The organism is Gordonia neofelifaecis NRRL B-59395 (assembly GCF_000192435.1).
GTDB lineage: Bacteria > Actinomycetota > Actinomycetes > Mycobacteriales > Mycobacteriaceae > Gordonia > Gordonia neofelifaecis.
Map to the genome: position 1 here is coordinate 1 of NZ_AEUD01000014.1, position 23,740 is coordinate 23,740.

The window sequence follows — 23,740 nt, forward strand, 5'->3', positions numbered from 1 at the left end:
AGGCCAACCACCCCAAACACTCACAGCGGAGCGAGTCGAAACCCCGCAGGACCTATTAGAAAGACAGCGGTCACGACCATCTCGCAGACAGGCACCTAGAACGTGTTCTAGTCTGTCGCCATGCGATTCACGTTCGCCGAAGCGATGACCGACTACACCTACTACCCGGCGCTCGCCCAGGCCGCCGAAGGCGCGGGATTCTCGGGGATGACGATCCCCGACTCCCTCGCGTACCCGAAGGAATCGGACTCGGTGTACCCGTACACCCCCGACGGCAAGCGGGAGTTCCTGGAGGACAAGGACTTCATCGAGACGTTCATCCAGGCCGCCGCGCTCGGCGCCGTCACCAGCACCCTGCGATTCCTGCCCTTCGTCCTGAAGCTCCCGGTACGACCGCCCGCTCTGGTCGCGAAGCAGGCGTCGTCGGTCGCCTGCCTGACCGGGAACCGCCTCGCCCTCGGCGTCGGCACCAGCCCCTGGCGTGAGGACTACGACCTCATGGGCGTCGATTACGCGCGCCGGGGCAAGCGGATGGACGAGTGCATGGACATCATCCGCGGCCTCACCTCGCCCGGGTACTTCGAGTTCCACGGCGAGTTCTACGACATCCCCGAGATCAAGATGAGCCCGGTGCCGTCGGAACCGATCCCGCTGCTGGTGGGCGGCCACGCGGACGTCGCCCTCAAGCGCGCGGTCATCCGCGGCGACGGCTGGATGCACGGCGGCGGCGCCCCCGAGGAACTCGATGCGCTGATCGACAAGCTGACCGCGATCCGCAAGGCCGAGGGCAAGGATAACGATCCGTTCGAGATCCATGTGATCTCGGTGGACGCCTACACGGTCGACGGCTGCAAGCGCCTCGAGGACAAGGGCGTGACCGACGTGATCGTCGGCTTCCGACTCCCGTACATCATCGGCCGCGACACCGAACCGCTGGAGACCAAGGTCGCGAACCTGGAGCGCTTCGGCGAGTCCGTGATCGCCAAGGTCAACGGGTGAGACGGTGATCCAGATGGCGCGAGGGAGCGGAGCCGTCCGAGAACCGGGCATTTTTCTGCTCCCTCGCACGTCAGGTACGTTGACTGAATGACCAGCGGTGAACTGACCCGTGCTGAGGCCATCGATCAGGCGATCGGAAAGGTCTACACGACAGCCGATTACTACGAGGTGGGTCGCGAGAAGATTCGCGAGTTCGCTCGCGCTCTGCACGACGACAACCCGATCCACTGGGACGACGCGAAGGCACGCGAAGGCGGACACGGCGGACTGCTCGCGCCGCTGACCATCGTCGCGATCATGGGTGCGAAAGCCCAGGCCCAGCTGCTCGAGAAGGCCGTTCCCGGCGATCTCCTCAAGTCCGGCGTGCTGCAGATCGACCAGCGCTTCGCCTTCCACCGGCCGATCGAAGCGGGCGACCAGCTGTACTGCGACGTCTCGCTGGAGTCGTACCGGACCGTCGCGGGTGCCGACCTGTTCACGGTGAAGACTCTGGTCCGGGACGTCGTGAAGGGTGTCCTGCAGGAGTCGTGGACGTCGCTCGCCGGCCCCGGCGAGGACGCAGACCGGCTGCCGGAGGACTTCGAGGACTTCGTCAACGAGGTGATGTTCACCGGCGGCGACTCCCACGTGCAGCCGCTCAGCCCGGCCGAGCCGCAGGCGATCCCGCCGGAGTCCGACCAGCGGTGGTCCACCGTGCCGTTCGAGTCGCTCAGCGAGGGCATGGACCTGCCGGTCCGCGCGCAGCGCTTCACCCGCGGCGATGTCATCAACTACATCGGAGTCTCGGGCGACCCGAACCCGATCCATCACAGCGCCAAGGTCGCGCAGGCCGCGGGCCTCGAGACCGTCGTCGCGCAGGCGATGCTGACGCTCGGCACCGCAGCCGGTTACCTGACCTCGTATGTCGGCGATCCGGCCGCGTTCCGCGACATGAGCGCGCGGTTCACCAGCCCGGTCTACGTCCCGGCCCACGAGCCGGCCATCGTCGAATACACCGCCAAGGTGAAGTCGCTGGACCCCGAGACCCGGCGCGGCCTCATCGTGTTCGGTGCGACGGTCAACGGCAAGCGTGTCTTCGGCCGCTGCACCGCCAACGTCCAGTTCGCCTGACTCTCCCCGTAAACGCTTATGCCGTTGTTCGTGACCACCTGGTGGTCACGAACAACGGCATAACTGCTTTCTGCGCGCGTCCGCTACCTGATCTTGAAGATCACTGCGCGCTGCACGACGAAGTTGATGACGGTCGCGACGCCCTGCGCGATGCAGAACGCGAGTGCGACGGCGAACAACTCGGTGCCCCATCGGTGCATCAGCCAGTTGTAGAGGCCGATGTTGACGAAGAAGGTCACGAAGTAGAGGGCGACCACCGCGATGAACCTGGCCGTGCTCGGCTCGGCGCGGAACGTCCACCGACGGTTGATCAGATAGGCGATCGTCGTGCCGAGGATGAAGCCGCAGCCCTTGGCCAGCCAGAACGGCGCGCCGAAGGCCTCCTGCAGCAGGTACGTGAGGCTGAAGTCGAAGACTGCCGAGAGGGCACCTGTCGCGATGAACCGGATGATCTGGGTCTTGATGTCGACGTCGGTCGAGGCTTCCTCGTCGTCGAACGGCAGCTCGATCGGCATCGGTGCGTGACGGGTGTGGAAGTCCTCGTGCTCCGGATGCTGTCCGGGCTGCGCGGGGTCCTCGTTCACTGGCGACGTATCTGACACCGTGCCAGCGTAGCCGCTGCCGGGATCGCATCCGATGAGCGAAAGCTGAGAGCCGACGCCCGTCGGGCGGGCGCCCGACTTCCCAACTGTGAGGCAGCTGGCTTAATGTCGTCCACTATGAGCAGTCCCTCCCTCCTCCGTTTCAAGCGATCGATCGTCGCCGTCGCGGTCGCCGCGACCGCGGCGACCGGAATGATCACCGCCGCCTCCCCGGCCCACGCCGACGACTCCGCCACCGGCGCACCCGTGTGGTCCGGACTCGACGCCCGCGCCTACAACGGCCCGATCGGCGCGCCCGGCACCCTGATTCAGAAGACCCCGCTGGATCCGTCGGTCAGCCTCACCGCGGCGTCCACCGCCTACCGGATCCTCTATGCGACGACCGACGTGCACGGCAAGCCCGCCGTCAGCACCGGCGCGGTCTTCCTCCCCAAGCGCCCGGCACCGAAGGGCGGCTACAAGGTCATCGCCTGGGCGCACGGCACCACCGGCCTCGGCGACGACTGCACGCCGTCTGCGCAGCCGCGCAGCGACCGCGATCAGGAGTACCTGAACCACTGGCTCGACCAGGGTTACGCGGTCGTCGCCACCGACTACGCGGGTCTCGGAACGCCGGGCCTGATGAACTACCTGAGCAGCAGGGTGCAGGCGCACTCGATCGTCGACTCGGTGAAGGCCGCGTCGAAGTCCGGACTGCCGCTGTCGAAGACGTGGGCGATCGTCGGGCAGTCGCAGGGCGCGAGCGCCGCACTGAACGGCGCGCGTCGCGCCACCGAGTACTCCCGCGGGTCGGGCCTGGACTACCGCGGCGTGGTCGCCACCGGCACCCCGGCCAACATCGAGCACATCGTCTGGCAGGCCGGCCCGGGCTTCCCGCCCGTCGCACTCCCGACCGGTCTGAACGTCTACGCCGCCTACATCTGGGCGGGCTTCGCCGACGCTCGTCCCGACCTGAAGCCCCTCTCGATCCTGACCCCCGAGGGCCGCCGGATCGTGAATGAGGCACGCACCCGCTGCTACCCCGAGATGCGCACCGTCGTCGAGGGCGCCAAGATCCGTGACTGGTTCAGCAAGCCCGTCTCGTCCATCCCCGGCGTGCAGGGCGCACTCGTCGACTACATGAGCACGCCGTACCGCGGCTACGACCGCCCGATCTTCCTCGGCCAGGGCCTCAAGGACATGGACGTCCCGGCACCGTCGGCACTGTCGCTGTACGCGCAGATGACCGCCGCGGGCCAGCCCGTGGAACTGCACGTGTACCCGACGCAGGACCACTCCGGCACGGTGCTCGCCTCCATGAAGGACTCGACGCCGTTCGTCGCGCGAATCATGCGCTGACTGCCCTCCACCCGTCGATCGAGCGACCACTCGACCGGCGGGTGGAGGCGGCTCAGCCGGCCACCTGTGACGGCTTCACGACCAGCACCGGCTTGCGGCATTCGACGAGCAGATACTGCGACGTGCTGCCGAGGAGCAGCTTGCCGACCTGCGTCCGACGACGCATGCCGATGATGAGCAGTTCCGCCTCCGGGTCGTCCATGGCGTTCAGCAGTTCCTCGGCCGGGGTGGCGCCGATCGGCTGCGTGATGCGGAACTTGACTCCGGACTCCGACAGCCGGTTCTCGATCTCCACGATCTCGTCCGCCTCTGCGTAGCGCTGTCCCCGGGCCTCCGACACCGCGTTGATCACCAGCAGTTCGGTCTCTCGCCGTCGCGCCTCGTCGATGCCGTGTTCCAGGCAGGCGCGGCCGAACGATCCTGCCGAATAGCCGACGACGATCACGGTGCGCTCCCTCCCCGGGCGGCGGCGCGCGTCCGACGAGCGCACCCGGTGAGAATCGGCCCGGTCTCGAAGAGAAATGTAGTCCACCCGGCCGACCACCACCGCTCGTACACCGCCCGGCACTCTCCTCGACGAAGAGTGCCGACCGACACAAGGCCGTCCGCAAGGATCCGTAACCAGCTGACCGACGAGTAGTCTCTACACCGATGACGAACACAGCAGTACTCCCGATCGAGACCCGCAAGCTCATGGGCTGGGGCCGGACCATGCCGACCGAAGGCCACGTCCTGTCGACGCCTTACCCGGAGCTCATCGCCGAGGCGGTGGCGCGCGTGGCCGACGACAACGCCGACAAGCCGAGCTACCTGCGCCGCGGGGTCATCGCGCGCGGACTGGGTCGTTCGTACGGTGAGAACGCCCAGAACTCCGGCGGTCTGACCATCGATATGACCCAGTTGACGCGGATCCACGAGATCGACGACGAGACCGGGATCATCGACCTCGACGCCGGCGTCGACCTCGACACCCTGATGCGCATCGCCCTACCGCACGGCCTGTGGGTTCCGGTGCTTCCGGGCACCCGCCAGGTCACCGTCGGCGGCGCCATCGGCTGCGACATCCACGGCAAGAACCACCACAGCGCGGGCAGCTTCGGCAATCACGTCGTCGAGATCCAATTGCTCACCGCGTCCGGCGAGATCCTGACCCTCACACCGACCGGCAGCACCGACGACCCCGACGCCTCGATCTTCTGGGCCACCGTCGGCGGCATCGGCCTCACCGGCATCATCCTGCGCGCCAAGATCCAGATGACCCGTACCGAGACGGCGTACTTCATCGCCGACGGCAGCGTCACCCGGAGCCTCGATGAGACCATCGCGCTGCACATGGACGGCTCGGAGGAGAACTACACGTACAGCTCGGGCTGGTTCGACGCGATCAGCAAGCCGCCGCGCCTCGGTCGCGGCACCTTCTCCCGCGGCAGCCTGGCCACGCTGGATCAGCTGCCCGACAAGCTGGCCAAGGACCCGCTGAAGTTCGACGCGCCCACGCTGGTCAACTTCCCCGACATCTTCCCGAACGGGCTGGCCAACAAGCTGAACTTCTCGATGGTCGGCGAGGCCTATTACCGAATGGGCGGCAACTACCAGGGCAAGATCCAGAATCTGACGCAGTTCTACCACCCGCTCGACCTGTTCGGGAACTGGAACCGCGCCTACGGTTCGAAGGGCTTCCTGCAGTACCAGTTCATCGTTCCGCCCGAGGCCGTCGAAGAGTTCAAGGGCATCATCTACGACATTCAGGCCTCCGGACACGTCAGCTTCCTCAACGTCTTCAAGCTCTTCGGCGAGGGCAACCAGGCGCCGCTGAGCTTCCCGATGCCCGGCTGGAACATCTGCGTCGACTTCCCGATCAAGCGCGGTCTCCACGAGTTCGTCTCCGAGCTCGACCGCCGCGTCATGTCGATCGGCGGCCGCCTGTACACCGCGAAGGACTCGCGCACCAGCGCGGAGACCTTCCACGCGATGTACCCGGAGATCGACAAGTGGATCGCCACGCGCAGGCGCATCGACCCGAACCACGTCTTCATGTCCGACATGGGCCGCAGGCTCGAACTCGTCTGACCGCACAGACCGCCCAGTGCACCGAACGCACCGTTAGAAAGCAGATACGCATGTTCAACGCCGTCGGCGTTCCCAAGTCCATCCTGATCCTGGGCGGCAGCTCGGAGATCGGCCTCGCCATCGCGTCCGAGTTCCTCACTCAGGGACCGATGCGCGTGGTGCTCGCGACCGTCCCGAACGATCCGGCCGCCGCAGCCGCCGCCGAGCAGATGACCGCCGCAGGCGCGTCGTCGGTGGAGCAGATCGATTTCGACGCGCTCGCCACCGACACCCATCGCGGTGTGCTCGACGCCGCGTTCGCGAACGGCGACATCGACGTCGCGATCGTCGCGTTCGGCATCCAGGGTGACGACGAGCAGGCCTGGCAGGACCAGAAGCTCGCCGTCCTGGAGGCGAACATCAACTACACCGCCGCCGTCTCCGTCGGCGTGCTGCTCGGCGAGAAGATGCGCGAGCAGGGCCACGGTCAGATCATCGCCATGAGCTCGGTGGCCGGCGAGCGCGTCCGTCGCTCCAACTTCGTGTACGGCTCCACTAAGGCCGGTCTCGACGGCTTCTACCTCGGATTGGGCGACGCGCTGCGCCCCGAGGGCATCCGCGTGCTGGTCATCCGACCCGGCCAGGTCCGCACTCGCCTGTCGGCGCACGTCGCCGAGGCGCCGCTGACGGTGAACAAGGAGGACGTCGCCCGGATGGCCGTCGCCGCGGTCGGCAAGGGCAAGGAAGTCATCTGGGTTCCGGGTCCGTTCCGCTACATCATGATGGTGTTGCGGCACATCCCGCGCCCGGTGTTCCGCAAGCTCCCCATCTGATCGCCGGTGGAGACCACCGCGGCCGCCGCGCCCCGACTCTCCGGTCGTGCCCGTGACGTCGTCGAGCTCGGCGGCGCCGTCGTCGGCGCGGCGGTCATCGCCTTCGCCGGACTCAAGATCATCGGGGCCGTGGGCTGGCCCGCGTTCAACACGTCGAACGTCGTCCGGTCGCTGACCACGCTCGGTCAGGCGGGGCTCCTGCTGGTGGCCGCGATCGCCGTCGTGTGGGCGCGCTACGGCCGGTCCCGCACGCTGCCGTCGCTGCTGTCGTCGTTCGTGTCGGCGGGCCTGGTCACGGTGACTCTCGGATTGCCCCTCGGCGCGACCAAGCTCTACCTGTTCGGCCTGAGCGTCGACCAGCAGTTCCGCACCGAGTACCTGACCCGGCTCACGTCGAGCCCGCACCTGGCGGACATGACGTACCCGGACCTGCCGCCGTATTACCCGGCGACGTGGTTCTGGCTCGGCGGACGCTACGCGCACACCCTCGGGCTGCCCGGCTGGGAGGCGTACAAGCCGTGGGCCATCCTCTCCCTCGCGGTGGCCGCGGCGCTCGGCGCGGCCCTGTGGAACCGGATGATCGGCGTCACGGCGGGGACCGCGGTCTCGGTCGCCGTCACGCTGGTGACCCTGCAGTACGCGTCACCGGAGCCGTACTCCGCGACGCTGATCCTGGTCGGCGTCCCGATGCTGGTGGTGATCGCGTACGCACTCCGCGGACGATCGCGACTGGCCGACGGCCCCACCCCGCTGAAACGGACCAGTTGGCTCGCGGTGTTCGCGGGCGGCGTGTTCATCGGTCTGTCGGCCACGGTGTACACGCTCTTCACCGCGCTGTTCGCAGGGACCGCCGTGCTCATCGCACTCGTCTACCTCGGGCAGTCGTGGTTGCTGCCCCGCAACGCGGCGGTCCGTGACGACGCGGTCAGCGCCGAGCGTCGCCCCCGCATGCTCGCCGTCCTGGTCCGGCTCGTCGTGATGGGAGTGCTGGCCGGCGCCATCGCCCTGGTCTCCTGGGGTCCGTATCTGCTCGAACGCTTCCGGACCGACGCCGCCGTCAGTGGCAGCGCCGAGCACTACCTGCCCGAGTCCGGCTCCATCATCGCACTGCCGATGTTCCAGCTCAGTCTGATCGGACTGCTCTGCCTCATCGGTTTCGTCTGGGTGCTGCTCCGCTTCCGGCAGCGCACCATCGCCATGGCGATGGCGTGCGCACTGGTCGGCGTCGTCGGGCTGACCCTGCTGTCGCTGGCGTTGACCGCGAAGGGGACGACGCTGCTGTCGTTCCGCCTGGAACCGATCAGCACCGCTGTGCTCGCCGCTGCGGGCGCGCTCGGCGTGGTCGCCCTCAGTCGCGTCGCGATCGCCCGGTACGGCGACGTCCGGCTCATCGTCGGGGTGGCGGCCGCCGCCGCGGCACTCGCCGTCGCCCAGCACATCCCGGCGGTCCTGTCGGCCGAGATCACCACCGCGTACACCGACACCGACGGCTACGGCGTCCGCGCCGACCAGCACGCACCGGGCGCCGAGTCGTACTACCCGAAGATCGACGAGGCCATCCGCGCACAGACCGGCAGGCCCGCCACCGACAACGTGGTGCTGACCGCTGATTTCGGTTTCCTGTCGCTGTACCCGTACTGGGGTTTCCAGGGTCTGACCTCGCACTACGCGAACCCGCTCGCCGAGTTCACCGAGCGTGCCACGACGATCGAGCGATGGTCGGAGGCCCAGACGCCGGAGCAGATGAAGGAGAACCTGCGGACCAGCCCGTGGCGGCCGCCCAACGTCTTCCTCTTCCGCTACAGTCCGGACGGTTACACACTGCGACTCGCGGAGGACGTCTATCCCAACGATCCGAACGTGAAGCGGTATACCGTCACGTTCAACCCGACGGCTTTCGACGACCCCGCGTTCACCGTCACCGAGGTCGGGCCGTTCGTACTCGTCGTGAAGAAGAGCTGAGCTGATGGCAGACCTCGACATCACCACCATCGACCACGGATCCACCAGGACCCACCTCGTGCACACCAGGTACGTGAACTGGGTGATCCTGCAATCCGACGACGGCGTCACCCTGGTGGACGGCGGCTATCCCGGCCACGCCGACGCCGTCGCCGAATCGCTGCGTCGCGTGGGCAGTGATCTGTCAGAGGTCCAGGCCGCGCTCCTCACGCATGCCCACGTCGACCACCTGGGCGGCCTCGCACAGATCGGCCGCACGCGGTCGTTCCCGGTGTACGCCGACCCGGCCGAGGTTGCGCATGCCCGACGAGACTTCCTCGAACAGGCCGACGCGTCGACCATCGCGCCGATCGCGTACCGGCCGCGCGTGATGCGCTGGCTGCCGGGGGTGGTCCGGCTCGGCGCCCTCGACAAGGCCGGCATCGGCGACACCCAGCCGCTGGGCGACCTGTCGTTCCTGCCCGGCGCACCCAAGGCGGTCCCGACGCCCGGACACACCCGCGGTCACAGCGCCTTCCTCGCGGGCGACGGGGAGGTCGTCATCACCGGCGATGCGCTGATCAGCGCCCATCCGACGACGAAGCGCCGCGGCCCGCAGTGTCTGGACCACGTCTTCACCCACGACGTCGCCGCCAATGAAGCCGCGGTCGCCTCACTCCGCGACCTCGACGCCGTCGTCGTGATGCCCGGCCACGGCCCGATGCTGTGCGGCCGTGTCGGCGCGTTCGTCGACCAGGCGCTGAGCCGCCGGGACTGAACGAGCAGAATCCGCGTAGCTCGCCGGTAGAAGCTGTGTTCTGGACACAGCTTCTACCGGCGGACTACGCGGATTCTCCAGGCGCGGATCAGCCGCGCGGTGCTCCTGCCGGACGACTGGCCCGACGGCGCCGACGCGGAGCCGCCGCACCGGTGTCGGCCTTGGCGCTCGACGAGCTGTAGACGGGCTTCGCCGCCGGACGCGAGGTCTGCTGCTCGCTCTGGCCCGACGCGGCCGCGGACCGACCGCGGCCCGAACCGGACCGTCCCGAGCCGGAGCCGCCGCGACGACCACCCGAACGACCGCCGGCCGAATGCCCGGCACTCGACCGCGCGCCGCCCTGCGACGACCGCCTGCGGCCCTGGCCGCCCTGCTTCTTGGCCTGCTGCTGCGGAGCGGCGACCACCGGAGCCTCTCGGTACGGTGCGCGCTCGCCGACCAGCTCGTCGACGACGTCGGACTGCGCGGTGACCTGCTGGCCCGGCACCTTGATCGCGGCCTTCTGCAGCAGCTTGCGCAGATCGCCCCACTGCTCGGGCAGACAGATCGTCACCACGTCGCCCGCCGAACCCGCGCGAGCGGTCCGGCCGGAACGGTGCAGGTAGGCCTTGTGCTCGGCGGGCGGATCCACGTGCACGACCAGCTCGACGCCGTCGACGTGGACGCCGCGCGCGGCCACGTCGGTCGCGACCAGAACCTTGGCGCCGTCGGGTGCCGCGAAGGAGGCGAGGTTACGGTCGCGCTGGGCCTGGGACAGATTGCCGTGGAGGTCGACGGCGGGGATGCCCTCGGCCGTCAGCTTCTTGGCGAGCTTCTTGGCCTGGTGCTTGGTCCGCGTGAACAGGATGCGACGTCCGGTGCCGGAGGCGAGCTCCTTGACCAGCGCAGTCTTCTCGGTGGTCGAGGCCACGCGGAAGACGTGATGGGTCATCTGCGCGACCGGTGAGGTCGCGTCCTCCAGCGAATGGGTGACCGGCTTGGTGAGGAAGCGCTTCACCAGCTTGTCGACGCCGTTGTCGAGCGTCGCCGAGAACAGCAGCCGCTGGCCGCCCGCCGGGGTGGCCGCGAGGATGCGGGTGACGACAGGGAGGAAACCGAGGTCGGCCATGTGGTCGGCCTCGTCGAGCACGGTGATCTGCACGTCGTCGAGGCTGACGATGCGCTGACGCATCAGATCCTCGAGTCGTCCCGGGCAGGCGACGACGATGTCTGCGCCCGCGCGCAGGGCGGATTCCTGACGGGTCTGCTTGACGCCGCCGAAGACGGTGGTCACACGCAGGCCGACGGCCGCGGCGAGCGGCTCCATCGCGGTCGCGATCTGAGTCGCGAGCTCGCGGGTCGGCGACAGCACCAGAGCAGTCGGGCGGCCCGGCTTGCGGCGGACGCAGGCCTGCGCGAGACGGGTAACGAGCGGGACCGAGAAGGCCAGGGTCTTGCCCGAGCCGGTCTTGCCGCGGCCGAGGACGTCGCGGCCGGAGAGGGTGTCGGGGAGGGTCTTCTCCTGAATCGGGAACGGCGACGCCTTGCCCTCTGCGGTCAGGGCGTCGGCGATGGGAGTGGGCACGCCGAGATCGGCGAACGTGGTCATGAGGAAGAGCAGCCTTTACATGCGGGCATCCGCGCATGACACAGCAGTGCCACAGGCGGATTCAGGTGGCGAACACGCGCGTTTCGCGTGCCGGTTCGCCGTATGAAAGATTCGACGCACCCGCGAGCTTTCCGGGGTCTGCGTGAAGGCGTTCTACGACGCACGGCGCATTTGCGCCGAATGGACGAGCATGCGTGCTGCACGCTCCGACCAGATCATCCTACGGCATGCGCCGAGAGAAGACGTGAACGTGCAGGTCAGCGCGCTGCCAGTGCGACGATCCGCCGTACCGCGAACTCGTATCCGGCGATTCCGCAGCCCGCGATCACGCCGGAGGCGATCGGTGAGACGTACGAGTGATGCCGGAACGGCTCGCGCGCGTGGACATTGCTGATGTGGACTTCGACGATCGGCACCTCAGGCACCACGAGGGCGTCGGCCAGCGCGACCGAAGTATGCGTCCAGCCGCCCGGGTTGATGACGATCCCGCTGATCTCCCCGCGCGCGGCTTGGATCGCGTCGATCATCTCGCCCTCGTGATTGGTCTGCATCGCCCGCACCGCGAGGCCGTAGTCGGCGGCCGTGCGGGTGGCGAGATCGACGACGTCGTCGAGGGTGTCGGCGCCGTAGACCTCCGGCTGCCGGACACCGAGCATGTTCAGGTTCGGGCCGTTGAGCAGCAGGATCGGGAGCGCGGCGGTCTCGGGCATGCCTGAACTCTACTTGCCGGAGTCGGCGGCGGACGGCTCCGACGCGGGCTTCGCCAGGCCACGGAGCGCCGCGCCGATCGACTCCGGCAGGGGCCGTGACTTCTCGGCGTCGGTGTCGACGTTCACGTACACGAGCAGTACCTCGTTGATCGGCTCGCCGTCGCGACTCATCGCGAACCGCAGGGTGAAGCTGCTGCGGCCGACGGAGACGCAGGTGACGTCGACGTCGAGGAGATCGTCGAACCTGGCCGGCCGCGAGAAGGTGATCTCGGCTTTGACCACCGACGGGTCGAGTCCTTCGTCGAGCAGGTCGGGATAGGGATGTCCGATCGCCCGGAAGTACTCGGTCATCGCCACATCGGCCATCTCGAGGTACCGCGCGTTGAACATGAACGCCTGGGTGTCGGTCTCGTGATACCGGACTCGATGCTGATAGACGATCACGTGCGCTCCTGACATCTGCGGGCCGATTCGTACCACCCGATACTGCCGGACGGGCCCGCGGTTTCCGATTCTGGTAGGGGTGGAGGCGGTCCAACACGCGGGCCGTCCGGCCCGCCGAAATCGGAGGGAGGATTCCTTGACCACCGCGCGGAGTACCTACGAGGCCGTCGACGATCGCTACCCATCGCGACTCGACGCCCGTCTCACCGACGCCAGTTCGACTGTGCCGCGACCCGATCCGACGGTGTGGGGACACAGATCGGGGCCGTTCTCGGCAGCGGACCTCACCGCATACGAGAAGAACGGATTCCATATAGAGGACGGCCTGCTGTCCTCTTCCCAGGTTCGCGAGTGCTGGTCCGAGTTCGATCGGATGGCCACCGATCCCGCGCTCGGAGACAGTGAGCTGTTGGTCCGCGAGCGGGGTTCGGGCGCCATCCGCTCCATCTTCCGGGTGCACCGGGTGAGCCCGCTGTTCGACGCACTGGCGCGGACCCCGCGGATCCTCGACCGCGCCCGCCAGATCCTCGGGTCGGAGGTCTACATCCATCAGTCCCGGATCAACGCGATGCCGGGCATGGCGGGCACCGGATTCTACTGGCATTCGGATTTCGAGACGTGGCACGCGGAGGACGGACTGCCTGCACCGAGGACGGTCAGCCTGTCGATCGCGCTCACCGACAACTATCCGTTCAACGGCGGCCTGATGCTCATGCCGGGTGCCCACCGCACGTTCGTGCCGTGCGTCGGCGCCACTCCCGACGGCAACTTCCGCGAGTCGCTGCAGGAGCAGCGGGTCGGAGTCCCGGCGGTCGATGTGATCACCGATCTCGGCTACGAGTTCGGCATCGATCAGTTCACCGGAGACGCGGGCGCCGGACTGTTCTTCGACGCGAACTCGATGCACGCCTCCGGGAACAACATCTCGCCGTTCCCGCGCGCGAATGTGTTCCTCGTGTTCAACAGTGTCGAGAACGCGCCGCGCGCCCCGTTCGGGGGAACTGCGCCTCGACCGGCCCACCTCGCGGAACCGGAGCCCGTCCCGTTGACACCGCTTCCCGACTCCCCGTTCGCCTGACACCGACCACATCGGACCCGTCCGACGTCGACGGGTCCGGTGTCCGTCGAGCCATCTGGGGCCCGCCGGGAGCCTGCGACGCACGAATCATGCGCCCGGCTGACCCCCGGTCACCACCGACCGCCCGGCTAGGATGACGACCTGTGCCAGCTTTCACCGTCCGCCGAGCTCAGATAATCGCAATCGTCACCGGCGTTCTGGGCGTCCTGCTGGCCCTGGCCACCCCGTTGCTGCCGGTGAAGCAGACCGTCGCGCAGGTGAGCTGGCCGCAGAACGGCACGGTCGAGTCCGTCGCGGTCCCGCTGTTCTCGTACTCCCCCGTCGAGCTGAGCGTCGATATCCCGTGCTCCGCGGTGAACTCGCTGCCCGCAGGCAAGTCCGTCCTGCTGTCGACCACGTCGCCGTCCGCCCCCAAGGCAGCCGACCGTGGACTGTTCGTCCGGGTGACGGGCACCGAGAAGCCCAGCGTCGAGGTCGTGACGCGCAACATCCCGATCCTGTCCGCACCGCTGAGCGACGTCCGGTCCGGTGCCTGCGATGAGATCCAGGTGCGCGCGGCGTCCGACGAGGTCAGCGCCGAGTTCACCGGCCTCACCAATGCGTCCGGCAAGCCGCTGAAGGGTGCCACCGGATCCGACGGCGTGCCCGGCGGCGACCAGCGCCCGCAGGTCACTGGACTGTTCACGCAGCTCACCGGCCCCGCGTCGGCCATGCCCGGCCTCGACGCCCACATGGTGATCGACTCGCGCTACAGCACCGCGCCGACCCTGACGAAGTGGCTGGCGATCGTGATCGGCGTGCTGTGCACCCTGATCTCCCTGATCGCGCTCGGCCGGCTCGACGCGACCGACCGGCGCGGGCACCGGCGGATCTTCCCGGCTCGCTGGTGGCGGCTGAACCCGCGCGACTACACGGTGATCGGACTGCTGATCGTGTGGCACATGATCGGCCCCAACACCTCCGACGACGGCTACCTGATGACGATGTCGCGGGTGGCGCAGAACAGCGACTACACCGCGAACTACTTCCGGTGGTTCGGCGCGCCCGAGTCACCGTTCGGCTGGTACTACGAGGTCTTCGGCCTACTCAGCCACGTCACCGTCGCCAGCCCGTGGATGCGATTGCCCGCTCTGGCCTGCGGAATCATCAGCTGGCTGATCATCAGCCACGAGGTGATCCCGCGGTTGGGCCGCGCCGCCCGGATCCGGCCCGCCGTTCCGTGGACGGCGGCCGCGGTCTTCCTGGTCGCCTGGTTCCCCTTCAACAACGGTCTTCGGCCCGAACCGATCATCTGTCTCGGCGCACTGCTGACCTGGTGCTCGGTGGAACGCGCCATCGCGACCGGGCGACTGCTGCCCGCCGCCGTGGCCTGCGCGGCCGGTGCCTTCAGCATCGCCGCCGGCCCGACCGGCGTGCTGGCGATCGCCGCGCTCGTGGCGGGCGCGCGACCGATGTTCCTGGCCCTGCGCAGGCGAGCCATCGACGTCGACGGGATCACCGGCCGCGGTCGCCTCCAGGCATATGCGAGCCTGCTCGCGCCGATCGCCGCGGCGGGCACCTTCGTGGTCTTCGTCGTCTTCTCGAACCTCACGCTGCGCTCCTTCAGCGAGGCGTCGACCATGAAGACGGCTCTCGGACCATCTCTGAACTGGTACAACGAGATCGATCGTTACTCATCGCTGTTCGCGTTCTCGGCCGACGGCAGCATCGCCCGCCGCTTCGCGGTGCTCGCCATGGTCCTCGGCATGACGGTCGCCGGGGCCGTGCTGATCCGGAAGTCGCGAATCCCGGGCACCGCGCTCGGCCCGGCTCGGCGCATCGTCGGCATCACCTTCGGCTCGCTGCTGTTCCTGATGTTCACCCCGACCAAGTGGACGCATCACTTCGGGGTGTTCGCCGGACTCGCCGCCGCCCTCGCCGCACTCGCCACGATCGCCGCGAGCGCCCAGGCCACCCACTCCCGTCGCAACCGGACGATCTTCGGCGCGCTGGTGCTGTTCGTCGCAGCGTTGGCGATGACCGCGCCCAACTCCTACTACTACGCATCGGCCTGGGGCATGCCCTGGGGCACCGCACAGGTGACGATAGGCAGCGTGCCGCTCGGGGACGCGCTTCTGTACGCCGCGCTGGCGCTGCTCTGCCTCGCGCTGTGGTTCCACTTCCGCGAGCCGTTCACCGGCACCGATCCCCATCCGGCGCCGCCCGCGCATCCGTCGCGGCTGCGACGGTCTGCCACCGGGACCACCCGTTTCATCGCGGCCGCACCGCTCGGGATCGTCGCGGGCGTGCTCGTCGTGTTCCTGATCGGGACCGCGGCGATGGCCGGCGTGCACCAGAGCGACTCCTTCTCGGTGCCGCGGTCCAACTTCGCCGCGCTGGCGGGCAAGCCCTGTGCGATGGCAGACAAGGTCCTGGTGGAGACCGATCCGAGCCGATTCCAGCTCAGCGCGGTCGACGCCACCCTCACCGACCCGCTGGCCGGATCGCCGACGCACTCGCGACCGGACTCCGACCGCGGCCCGACCAGCGGCTTCACTCCCGACGGCATCCCCGACGAGGTCGAGACCAAGGCCTCGTCCGGATCGCTGGGCGTCCTCGCCCGCGACGCCGCCTACGATCCCGACCTGCTGATCGCGAACAGCGGCGGCACCGGCGGCGGCACCACCGACACGGCAGGCGTCAACGGCAGCCACGCCCAGCTCCCGTTCGAGCTCGATCCGGCGCGGACACCGGTGATGGGCAGCTACAACGCGGACGAGCAGACGCCGTCGTCCCTGACGTCCGGCTGGTATCGCCTGCCCGCGGACTACAAGGACCATCCGCTGATCACCCTGTCGGCCGCAGGGATCTACGCGCCGCAGAATCTGAAGCTGGAATACACCGACCAGGTACTGACGCCGGGGGTCGAGGACGACGACATCGCCTCCAGCGGCTCGATCGGCCTGATCGACCCGGGACCGCGCCCGTCGTGGCGGAATGTGCGGATCGACACGGCGTCACTGCCGGATGATCTGACGGCGGTCCGCATCGCGGCGACCGACAACGACCTGGCGAAGGACCACTTCATCGTGGTCACTCCGCCACGACTGCCCGAGATGACGACCCTGCAGCAGACGGTCGGCAGCTCCGATCCGACGCATGTCGACTGGACCTCCGGTCTCGTGGCGCCGTGCCAGCGCCCGTTCAACTTCCACGCGGGCGTCGCTGAGATCCCGAAGTGGCGCGTACGCCCGGGCGCCGATCTGGCCGCCGCGGTGAGCGCGTGGCAGGGGTCGCTCGGCGGCGGGCCGCTCGGCTGGCTCGAAGTCTCCCAGCGTGCCGACACGATCGCGACTTATCTCAGCGACGACATCGGCCGCGACTGGGGCGCGCTCGAGCGGTACACCCCGTACGACGAGACGGTGCCCGCCCAGATCGACTACAGCGAGGTGGTCCGCAGCGGACTGTGGAGCCCGGCGCCGATCAGGTACTGACCGTATCGGCCGAATCCGGCATACCGCACTCTCCGTTTGGGTCGTTCCGCGCCGGGTCGACTAACGTCATAGGGCGTGCCAGACCCGACACCCACTCCGCCTGACGACGTGCCCGACCGCGCCTCGAGCCCGCTCAACGCTTCGACGGCCCGCGTCGTCGCGATGGTCGCCGGACTGATCGCGGTCCTGGCCGCGATCGCCACTCCGCTGCTGCCGGTGGCGACTACGTCCGCGACCATCACGTGGCCGCAGGGCCAGTCGCTGAACTCGGAGAACCCGTCGATCGTCGCGCCGCTGATCGCGCAGACCGCGCGGGACGTCGACATCACCGTCGACTGCCGGGTGCTGGCCGATCTGCCCGCCAAGGGCACGGTCCTCTCGACGATGCCGCCGGGCGCGAAGTCCGCGGCGAACAAGGCGCTGACGGTCACCGCCACCGACGCGAATGTGACGGTCCTGTTCCGCAGCAACGTGGCGGCCGTCGCCGCTCGCGCCGACATCGCGTCGGGCAAGTGCTCGGCGCTGCACATCTTCTCGTCCGCGGCGTCGACCGGCGCACAGTTCGTCGGGCTCGGACCGGCCAAGATCCTCGACGCCGACAAGCGCCCGCAGATCGACGGGCTCTTCACCCCGCTGACCGGGGACCAGATCAAGGCGGCAGGCGACGGCATCCGGGCGCGGGTCGTCATCGACGACCGCTACGAGAGCCATGCGTCGATCGTCAAGATCATCGCCATGGTGATCGCCGTGCTGGCCACCTTGATCGCCCTGTTCGCCCTCTGGTGCCTGGACCGCATCCACGGTCACACCGGTGCCCTGCTGGTGCGGGGCGGATCGTGGGCGTCGCGCCTTCGGCTGAAGGTCTCCGACCTCGCGGTCGGCGGCGTGCTGCTGCTCTGGACGTTCCTCGGTGCCGGAGCCCCCGACGACGGCTACATCCTGAACATGGGGCGGACCGCGGGCGAGGCCGGCTACATGTCGAACTACTACCGGTTCTACGGCATCGCCGAGGCCCCGTTCGACTGGTACTACAGCTTCCTGGCCCTGTGGGCGAAGGTCTCGCCGAGCATCCTGTGGATGCACATTCCGCAGCTCATCGCGGGCGTCGCCTCCTGGTTGATCCTCTCGCGCGTGGTCCTCCCCCACTTCGGGAAGGCCGTCGCGAAGAACGCGTGGGCCACCTGGACCGCGGGCGCGGTGTTCCTCGCCTTCTGGCTGCCGTTCTGCTCCGGACTGCGCGGTGAGGCGATCATCGTCCTCGGTTCGCTGCTGACCTGGTGGGCGACGGAACTCGCGATCACCCGACGGCGGATGCTGCCCGCCGCACTCGCCGCGACCACCGCGGCTCTGACGCTGGCGCTCGCGCCGCAGGGCGTCGTCGGGGTCGCCATCCTGCTCGTGGCGGCACGCCCGATGCTGCACATTCTCATCGACCGCCGCCGCGAGTCCGGACTGCTGCCCCTGCTGGCTCCGCTCGCCGCCGCGGCCACCGTCGGCGCCGTCGTGGTGTTCCGCGATCAGACGCTGATGACCGTGCTCGAAGCCATGAAGGTGCGGTATCAGACCGGGCCGATCGTGCCCTGGCACCAGGAGTTCCTCCGCTACTACTTCCTCTCCGTCGGCACGCCGGACGGTGCCCTGGCCCGTCGTATCCCGGTGCTGCTGACGTTCGTCGCCGGATTCCTGGTCGCGGCCGTGTTGCTGCGCCGCGGCGGTATCAAGGGCGTCTCGACGTCGCCGGCATGGCGGATGATCGGCGCCTTCGGCGTCACCCTCCTGCTGCTGTTCGCCACGCCGACGAAGTGGACCATCCAGTTCGGCGTCCTGGCCGGCCTCGGCTCGGCCCTCGCCGCCCTGGCCGCGATCGCGATCGCGCAGAGCGGTGCGCGGTCGCTCCGGAACCTTGCAGCACTGACCGCGGGCCTGCTCTTCGCGCTCGCCGCGGCGGCCGCGGGCACCAATGCCTGGCCCTACGCGTACAACTTCGGCATCCCCTGGTTCAACATCGCACCGGTGGTCGCGGGCTTCGAGGTCTCGTCGATCCTCCTCGCACTGGCGGTCGTGGCCGTGGCGCTGACCCTGTGGCTGCACCTGCGCGCCGACTACGTGACCAACAAGGGCCTGGCGCACCACGCCGAAGGCGTCGAGGACAGCCCCGGCGACCGCCGTCGCATCGCGGTCGCGTCGACTCCGCTGCTGGTGATCGCCGCGCTGATGGTCGTGGCGACGATCCTCGCGTTCGGCCGGGCGGTGGTCGTACGGGATCCGGCGATGACCGTCGCGAGCACCAACTTCGACGCCCTCCGCGGCAAGCCCTGCGGGATGGCCGACCAGGTGCTCGCGGAACCCGACCCGAACGCGAACCTGCTGACGCCGGCCGACGGGAAGTCCGCGACCGCCGCCCTCACCGGCAGCGACCCCGTCGGTTTCACCCCGGACGGCATCCCCGACGACCTGACCCCCGACGCCCGGAGCGCACGCGCCGGACAGATGCACGTCGGCGGATCGACCTCCAAGCCGTTCGCGATCATCGGCGGACTCGGTGCGGGCACCACCGGCGGCGTCGGCCCGGAGACCGTCAACGGCTCCACCGCGCTGCTCCCGTTCGGCCTGAACCCGAAGACGACGCCCGTGCTGGGCAGCTACGGGTACAACGCGAACGCGTACCTCACCACCGGCTGGTACCAGCTCCCGAACCGCGACGCGTCGCCGCTGATCGTGTTCGCGACCGCGGGCGCCGTCTCGACCATCGACGCCGACGGGCTGCCGACGTTCGGGCAGAAGCTGGTCGTCCAGTTCGGCAGGAAGGGCCCCGGCGGGGCGTTCACCCAGCTCGGCCCCGAGGTGATCCCGATCGATCCCGGACCCGTGATCCCGAACCGGCCATGGCGCAACCTTCGGGTGCCGATGACGCAGGTGCCGCCGCAGGCCGACGTGATGCGTCTGGTCCTGGCCGACACCAACCTCGGGCCGATGCAGTTCATCGGCATCACCCCGCCGCGGGCGCCGAAGCTGCAGACGCTGCAGGAGCTCGTCGGGTCGCAGGCGCCGGTGCTGATCGACTTCCCGGTGGCCGCGCACTTCCCGTGCCAGCGGCCGCTGGCCATCCGGCACGGCGTCGCCGAGGTGCCGCAGTGGCGGATCCTGCCCGACTACGTCACCGCCAACTCGCAGTCGAAGACCTGGATGGCCGCCAACTCCGGCGGTCTGCTGGCCGTGACCGAGGGGACCACCTCCCAGGTCACCGTCCCGACGTATCTGCGCGACGACTGGCACCGGGACTGGGGATCGCTCGAGCAGCAGTTCCCGCTCAGCCCGGGCGCGACGCCCGCCGCCGTCGCGACGGAGCCGGTGCGTACCTGGGGCTGGACCCGCACCCCGTCGATCCGGGTGGAGCCGAGTAAATGACCGACCGTGACGGGAATGAAGAACCGGTGACCGTGAACGAATCTCCGCATGTCGAGGGGTCGGCGGCCGCCGGCCGCTGGGGCTTTCTGAAGTCGAACGACTACCGGAACGCGAAGCTGATGGCGGCGGTCGCCGGTCTGCTCGGCTTCATCCTCGCCGTGCTGACGCCGATCCTTCCGATCAATCAGAAGACGTCGGAACTGCACTGGCCGCAGAACGACACGGTCGGCAACGTCACCGCGCCCATGGTCTCGTTCGTGCCGACGTCGATGGACGTCTCCGTACCGTGCTCGCTGGCCCGGAGTCTGCCCGCCGACGGCGGCGTGCTCATGTCGACCGTGCCGAAGGAGGGCAAGCAGGCCACCGCGCGCGGGCTGTTCGTCCGCGCCACCGACAAGTCGATCAGCATGATCGTCCGCGACGTCGTACTGCTCTCGACCGATCGCGCTGCCGCCCAGAGCAATCCGAACTGCCGTTTCGTGATGACCGGAGACGGCGGCGGGGTCACCGCGTCGATCGACGGCGTCGATCCCGGTGACAGCACGTCGTACAGCACTCCCGACCCGGACATGCGCCCGCAGATCATCGGCGTCTTCTCCGACCTGCCCGCCGACGTCTCGCGCGACGGGCTGTCGCTCAACGCGACCGTCGACACCCGCTTCATCAACTCGCCCACCCCGCTGAAGCTCGCCGCGATCATCGTCGGCATCATCGCGACCCTGCTGTCCCTGCTGGCCCTGGGCCTGTTGGACTCGCGCGACGGCCGCGGGAACAAGCGGTTCCTGCCCGCGGGCTGGTTCACCATCCGAGGCCCGGACGTGGCCGTGTTCGCCGTGCTCGCCGCGTGGTGGCTCATCGGCGGCAACACCTCCGACGACGGCTACAACATCACGGTCGCCCGCATCACCGATGAGGCGGGTTACGCCGACAACTACTTCCGGTACTTCGGGGTGCCGCAGGATCCGTTCGGCTGGCACTTCCAGGTGCTCTCGTGGATGACACACATCTCGGTCGCCACACCGTGGCTGCGTCTGCCCAGCTTCCTGCTCGGACTCCTCGGCTGGTGGCTGATCAGCCGCGAGGTGCTTCCGCGACTCGGCCGATCGGTCCGCAACAGCTCGGCCGCGGTGTGGACCGGTGCCATGGTGTTCCTCACCATCTGGATGCCGTACAACAACGGCATCCGCCCCGAGCCCGCCGAAGCGGTCGGCGCCCTGCTGACCTGGTGCTGCGTCGAGCGCGCCATCGCGACCAGACGCCTGCTGCCGTATGCGATCGCCGCGATCACCGCCGCCTTCACCCTCGCCCTCGCCCCCGGCGGGCTGATGGCCGCGGCCGCCCTGGTCGCGGGTCTGCGCGGAGTGGTCAAGGGCATCGTCGACCGTCGCGGGCGCGACGGTCTGCTGCCGATGATCGCGCCGCTGATGGCCGCAGGCACGGCGGTGCTGTACATGATCTTCTACTCGCAGGCCCTCGCTCCGCTGTTGGAGGGCAACAAGGTCGCCACCGAGGTCGGGCCCACCGAGCAGTGGTGGCAGGAGCCGGTCCGGTACTACTACCTGATCCTGCAGACGGGTGACGGCACGTTCCCCCGCCGCTTCGGCATCCTGATGATGATCCTCGCACTGGTGATCGCGATCTTCCGACTCGCGTCACGGCGGTCGCCGCAGGGCATCGCCCGGGCGCCGATGTGGCGGCTGATCGCCGTCATCATCGGCACGATGTTCTTCACCTCGTTCACCCCGACCAAGTGGACGCACCACTTCGGCATCTACGCGGGGATCGGCGCGGCTCTCTGCGCGGGTGTCGCCGCGATGATGGCGCCCGCGCTGCTGCGGTCGCGCCGCAACCGAGCATTCTTCGCCTCCGCGGTACTGCTCGTGACCGCGGTGTCGGCGGCGGGCACCAACATGTGGTGGTACGTCGGCAGTTATGGCGTGCCCTGGTGGGACCGTCCCGTCTCGCTCGGCGGCGTGAAGCTGAGCTGGATCGTGCTCTTCTTCGCCCTGCTCACCGCCGCGGTCGGACTCTGGTACCACTTCCGCGACGACTACGTCGACGAGGAGACCCGCACCGGCAGCACACGCACGGGCCTGTCACGACTCAAGTTCTCGCCGCTGCCGGTGATCGCCGGACTGCTCGTCGTGTTCATGCTCGCCTCCTTCGCCAAGGGCGCGTGGGTCCAGCGAGACAGTTGGTCGTGGACCAAGTCGAACTTCCGGGCCCTCACCGGCGACGAGTGCGGACTCGCCAACGACGTTCTCGTCGAAGATGATCCGAACGCCGCACTGCTCCGGCCCGCGGCGGTCGACGGCAAGCCCGCGCCGAGTCCGCGCGCCGCGCTCGCCGGCCAGAACGTCGGGTTCACCCGCGACGGGATCCCCGCGGGCACCTTCATCGATCCGCTGGAGGAGAAGAACGGCGCCGACGAGGACACCGATCCCGCGAGCGCGCCGCCCACCGCGGGCGGCGGCTCCGCGACACCCGGCACCGCCGACAACGGCACCGACGAGACCGAGCAGAACCCGACCGGCGCCGAGCCCACCGCACCGGCGAGCACCGTCCGCCTCCCGTACGGGCTCGATCCGTCGACCACGCCCGTGCTCGGCAGTTACGGTGCGGCAGGCGTCAATTCAGTGACCACCGACTGGTACGACCTCGGCTTCGAGGCGGGGAAGGCGCCGGCCGACAAGCCGCTCCTCACGGTCGCCGCCGCGGGCTCCATCGAGGCGGTCAACGGGCTGGGCGCGGTGACGCCCGGACGGCAGCTGACCGCCGAGTTCGGACGCCGCGAGGCCGATGGGCGGGTGACCCCGCTCGGCAGGCAGCTGATGCCGGTGGACGCCATGGAGCAGCAGTACTGGCGGAACCTGCGGTTCGCGTTCAAGGACGCACCGCCGCGCGCGAACACGGTGCGGCTCAACGTCGTCGACGACGCGGCCGCCGTCAACGAGTGGGTGGCGTTCACCCCGCCGCGGGTGCCGGCTCTGCGGACGCTGAACGACGTCGTCGGCACCACCGACCCGGTCTTCATCGACTGGATGCCCGGCCTGGTGTTCCCGTGCCAGCGGCCGATGGCTGTCAGTTACGGCATCCTCGAGATCCCGGACTGGCGCATCATGCCCGATGCGGACGCCACCAAGCGCAACAGCCAGACGTGGTCGGACGGCGTCAACGGCGGTCCGCTCGGCATCACCGACGGCCTGCTGCGCGGCACTCTGGTCCCGACCTACCTGCGGAACAACTGGGGTCGCGACTGGGGCGGTCTGGAGCGGTACACGATGGTGGTCGACGCGCAGCCTGCCGACATGGTCCACGGAACCCACCGCGTCAGCGGCATGTACAACCCCGCACCGATGCGCTCGAAGGGCTACTGACCGCCGGCAAAC

16 protein-coding genes are annotated in these 23,740 nt (G+C 68.9%); 11 read left to right on the forward strand and 5 right to left on the reverse strand.

Annotation, left to right across the window (positions count from 1 at the left end):
• Positions 1-120: 120 nt before the first annotated feature.
• Together SCNU_RS14925 and SCNU_RS14930 are read left to right on the forward strand one after the other, a co-directional pair.
• Positions 121-999, forward strand: coding sequence for a TIGR03619 family F420-dependent LLM class oxidoreductase (locus SCNU_RS14925; RefSeq protein WP_009680224.1), 879 nt, complete (start codon positions 121-123; stop codon positions 997-999).
• Positions 1,000-1,086: 87 nt separating this feature from the next.
• Positions 1,087-2,109, forward strand: a complete 1,023-nt coding sequence (locus tag SCNU_RS14930; protein ID WP_009680225.1) for a fused (3R)-hydroxyacyl-ACP dehydratase subunits HadA/HadB — start codon at positions 1,087-1,089, stop codon at positions 2,107-2,109.
• A gap of 83 nt (positions 2,110-2,192) precedes the next feature.
• Here SCNU_RS14930 and SCNU_RS14935 read toward each other — a convergent pair whose 3' ends face one another.
• On the reverse strand, positions 2,193-2,711 hold the full coding sequence (locus SCNU_RS14935; protein ID WP_420795025.1) for a GtrA family protein: 519 nt from the start codon (positions 2,709-2,711) through the stop codon (positions 2,193-2,195).
• A 117-nt stretch (positions 2,712-2,828) separates the two neighbouring features.
• Here SCNU_RS14935 and SCNU_RS14940 point away from each other — a divergent pair, with 117 nt between their 5' ends.
• Complete coding sequence (locus tag SCNU_RS14940) at positions 2,829-4,049, forward strand: lipase family protein (protein ID WP_009680227.1); 1,221 nt, start codon at positions 2,829-2,831, stop codon at positions 4,047-4,049.
• Positions 4,050-4,101: 52 nt separating this feature from the next.
• Here SCNU_RS14940 and SCNU_RS14945 read toward each other — a convergent pair whose 3' ends face one another.
• Positions 4,102-4,494: a universal stress protein gene (locus tag SCNU_RS14945; protein WP_009680228.1), complete on the reverse strand. Its 393-nt coding sequence runs from the start codon at positions 4,492-4,494 to the stop codon at positions 4,102-4,104.
• A gap of 206 nt (positions 4,495-4,700) precedes the next feature.
• Here SCNU_RS14945 and SCNU_RS14950 point away from each other — a divergent pair, with 206 nt between their 5' ends.
• The 4 genes from SCNU_RS14950 to SCNU_RS14965 are packed head-to-tail and all read left to right on the forward strand — an operon-like array spanning position 4,701 to position 9,650.
• Entirely contained in the window at positions 4,701-6,119 is a 1,419-nt protein-coding gene (locus SCNU_RS14950) for a decaprenylphosphoryl-beta-D-ribose oxidase (RefSeq protein ID WP_009680229.1), read from the forward strand.
• A 50-nt stretch (positions 6,120-6,169) separates the two neighbouring features.
• Positions 6,170-6,931 (forward strand): decaprenylphospho-beta-D-erythro-pentofuranosid-2-ulose 2-reductase, encoded by a 762-nt coding sequence (locus SCNU_RS14955; protein ID WP_009680230.1) that lies wholly within the window; start codon positions 6,170-6,172, stop codon positions 6,929-6,931.
• 6 nt (positions 6,932-6,937) lie between these two features.
• A complete protein-coding gene (locus tag SCNU_RS14960; protein ID WP_009680231.1) occupies positions 6,938-8,893 on the forward strand; it encodes an arabinofuranosyltransferase in 1,956 nt (651 codons plus the stop codon).
• A 4-nt stretch (positions 8,894-8,897) separates the two neighbouring features.
• Positions 8,898-9,650: an MBL fold metallo-hydrolase gene (locus SCNU_RS14965; RefSeq protein ID WP_009680232.1), complete on the forward strand. Its 753-nt coding sequence runs from the start codon at positions 8,898-8,900 to the stop codon at positions 9,648-9,650.
• 88 nt (positions 9,651-9,738) lie between these two features.
• Here SCNU_RS14965 and SCNU_RS14970 read toward each other — a convergent pair whose 3' ends face one another.
• From SCNU_RS14970 to SCNU_RS14980, 3 genes are all read right to left on the reverse strand, one after another.
• Positions 9,739-11,238, reverse strand: a complete 1,500-nt coding sequence (locus SCNU_RS14970; protein WP_009680233.1) for a DEAD/DEAH box helicase — start codon at positions 11,236-11,238, stop codon at positions 9,739-9,741.
• 257 nt (positions 11,239-11,495) lie between these two features.
• Positions 11,496-11,948 (reverse strand): type II 3-dehydroquinate dehydratase, encoded by a 453-nt coding sequence (gene aroQ / locus SCNU_RS14975; protein WP_009680234.1) that lies wholly within the window; start codon positions 11,946-11,948, stop codon positions 11,496-11,498.
• A 9-nt stretch (positions 11,949-11,957) separates the two neighbouring features.
• Entirely contained in the window at positions 11,958-12,392 is a 435-nt protein-coding gene (locus SCNU_RS14980; RefSeq protein WP_009680235.1) for an acyl-CoA thioesterase, read from the reverse strand.
• A 136-nt stretch (positions 12,393-12,528) separates the two neighbouring features.
• Between SCNU_RS14980 and thpD the strand changes: the two genes are divergently transcribed.
• From thpD to SCNU_RS15000, 4 genes are all read left to right on the forward strand, one after another.
• Positions 12,529-13,470, forward strand: a complete 942-nt coding sequence (thpD, locus tag SCNU_RS14985; protein ID WP_009680236.1) for an ectoine hydroxylase — start codon at positions 12,529-12,531, stop codon at positions 13,468-13,470.
• Between the two features lie 143 nt (positions 13,471-13,613).
• Positions 13,614-16,943 carry an arabinosyltransferase domain-containing protein gene (locus SCNU_RS14990; RefSeq protein WP_009680237.1) on the forward strand — a complete coding sequence of 1,110 codons (3,330 nt, stop codon included), beginning with the start codon at positions 13,614-13,616 and terminating at the stop codon, positions 16,941-16,943.
• Positions 16,944-17,018: 75 nt separating this feature from the next.
• Entirely contained in the window at positions 17,019-20,351 is a 3,333-nt protein-coding gene (locus SCNU_RS14995) for an arabinosyltransferase domain-containing protein (protein WP_139026043.1), read from the forward strand.
• Entirely contained in the window at positions 20,348-23,728 is a 3,381-nt protein-coding gene (locus SCNU_RS15000) for an arabinosyltransferase domain-containing protein (RefSeq protein ID WP_009680239.1), read from the forward strand. Before SCNU_RS14995 ends, SCNU_RS15000 begins: the two co-directional genes overlap by 4 nt.
• Positions 23,729-23,740 lie beyond the last annotated feature (12 nt).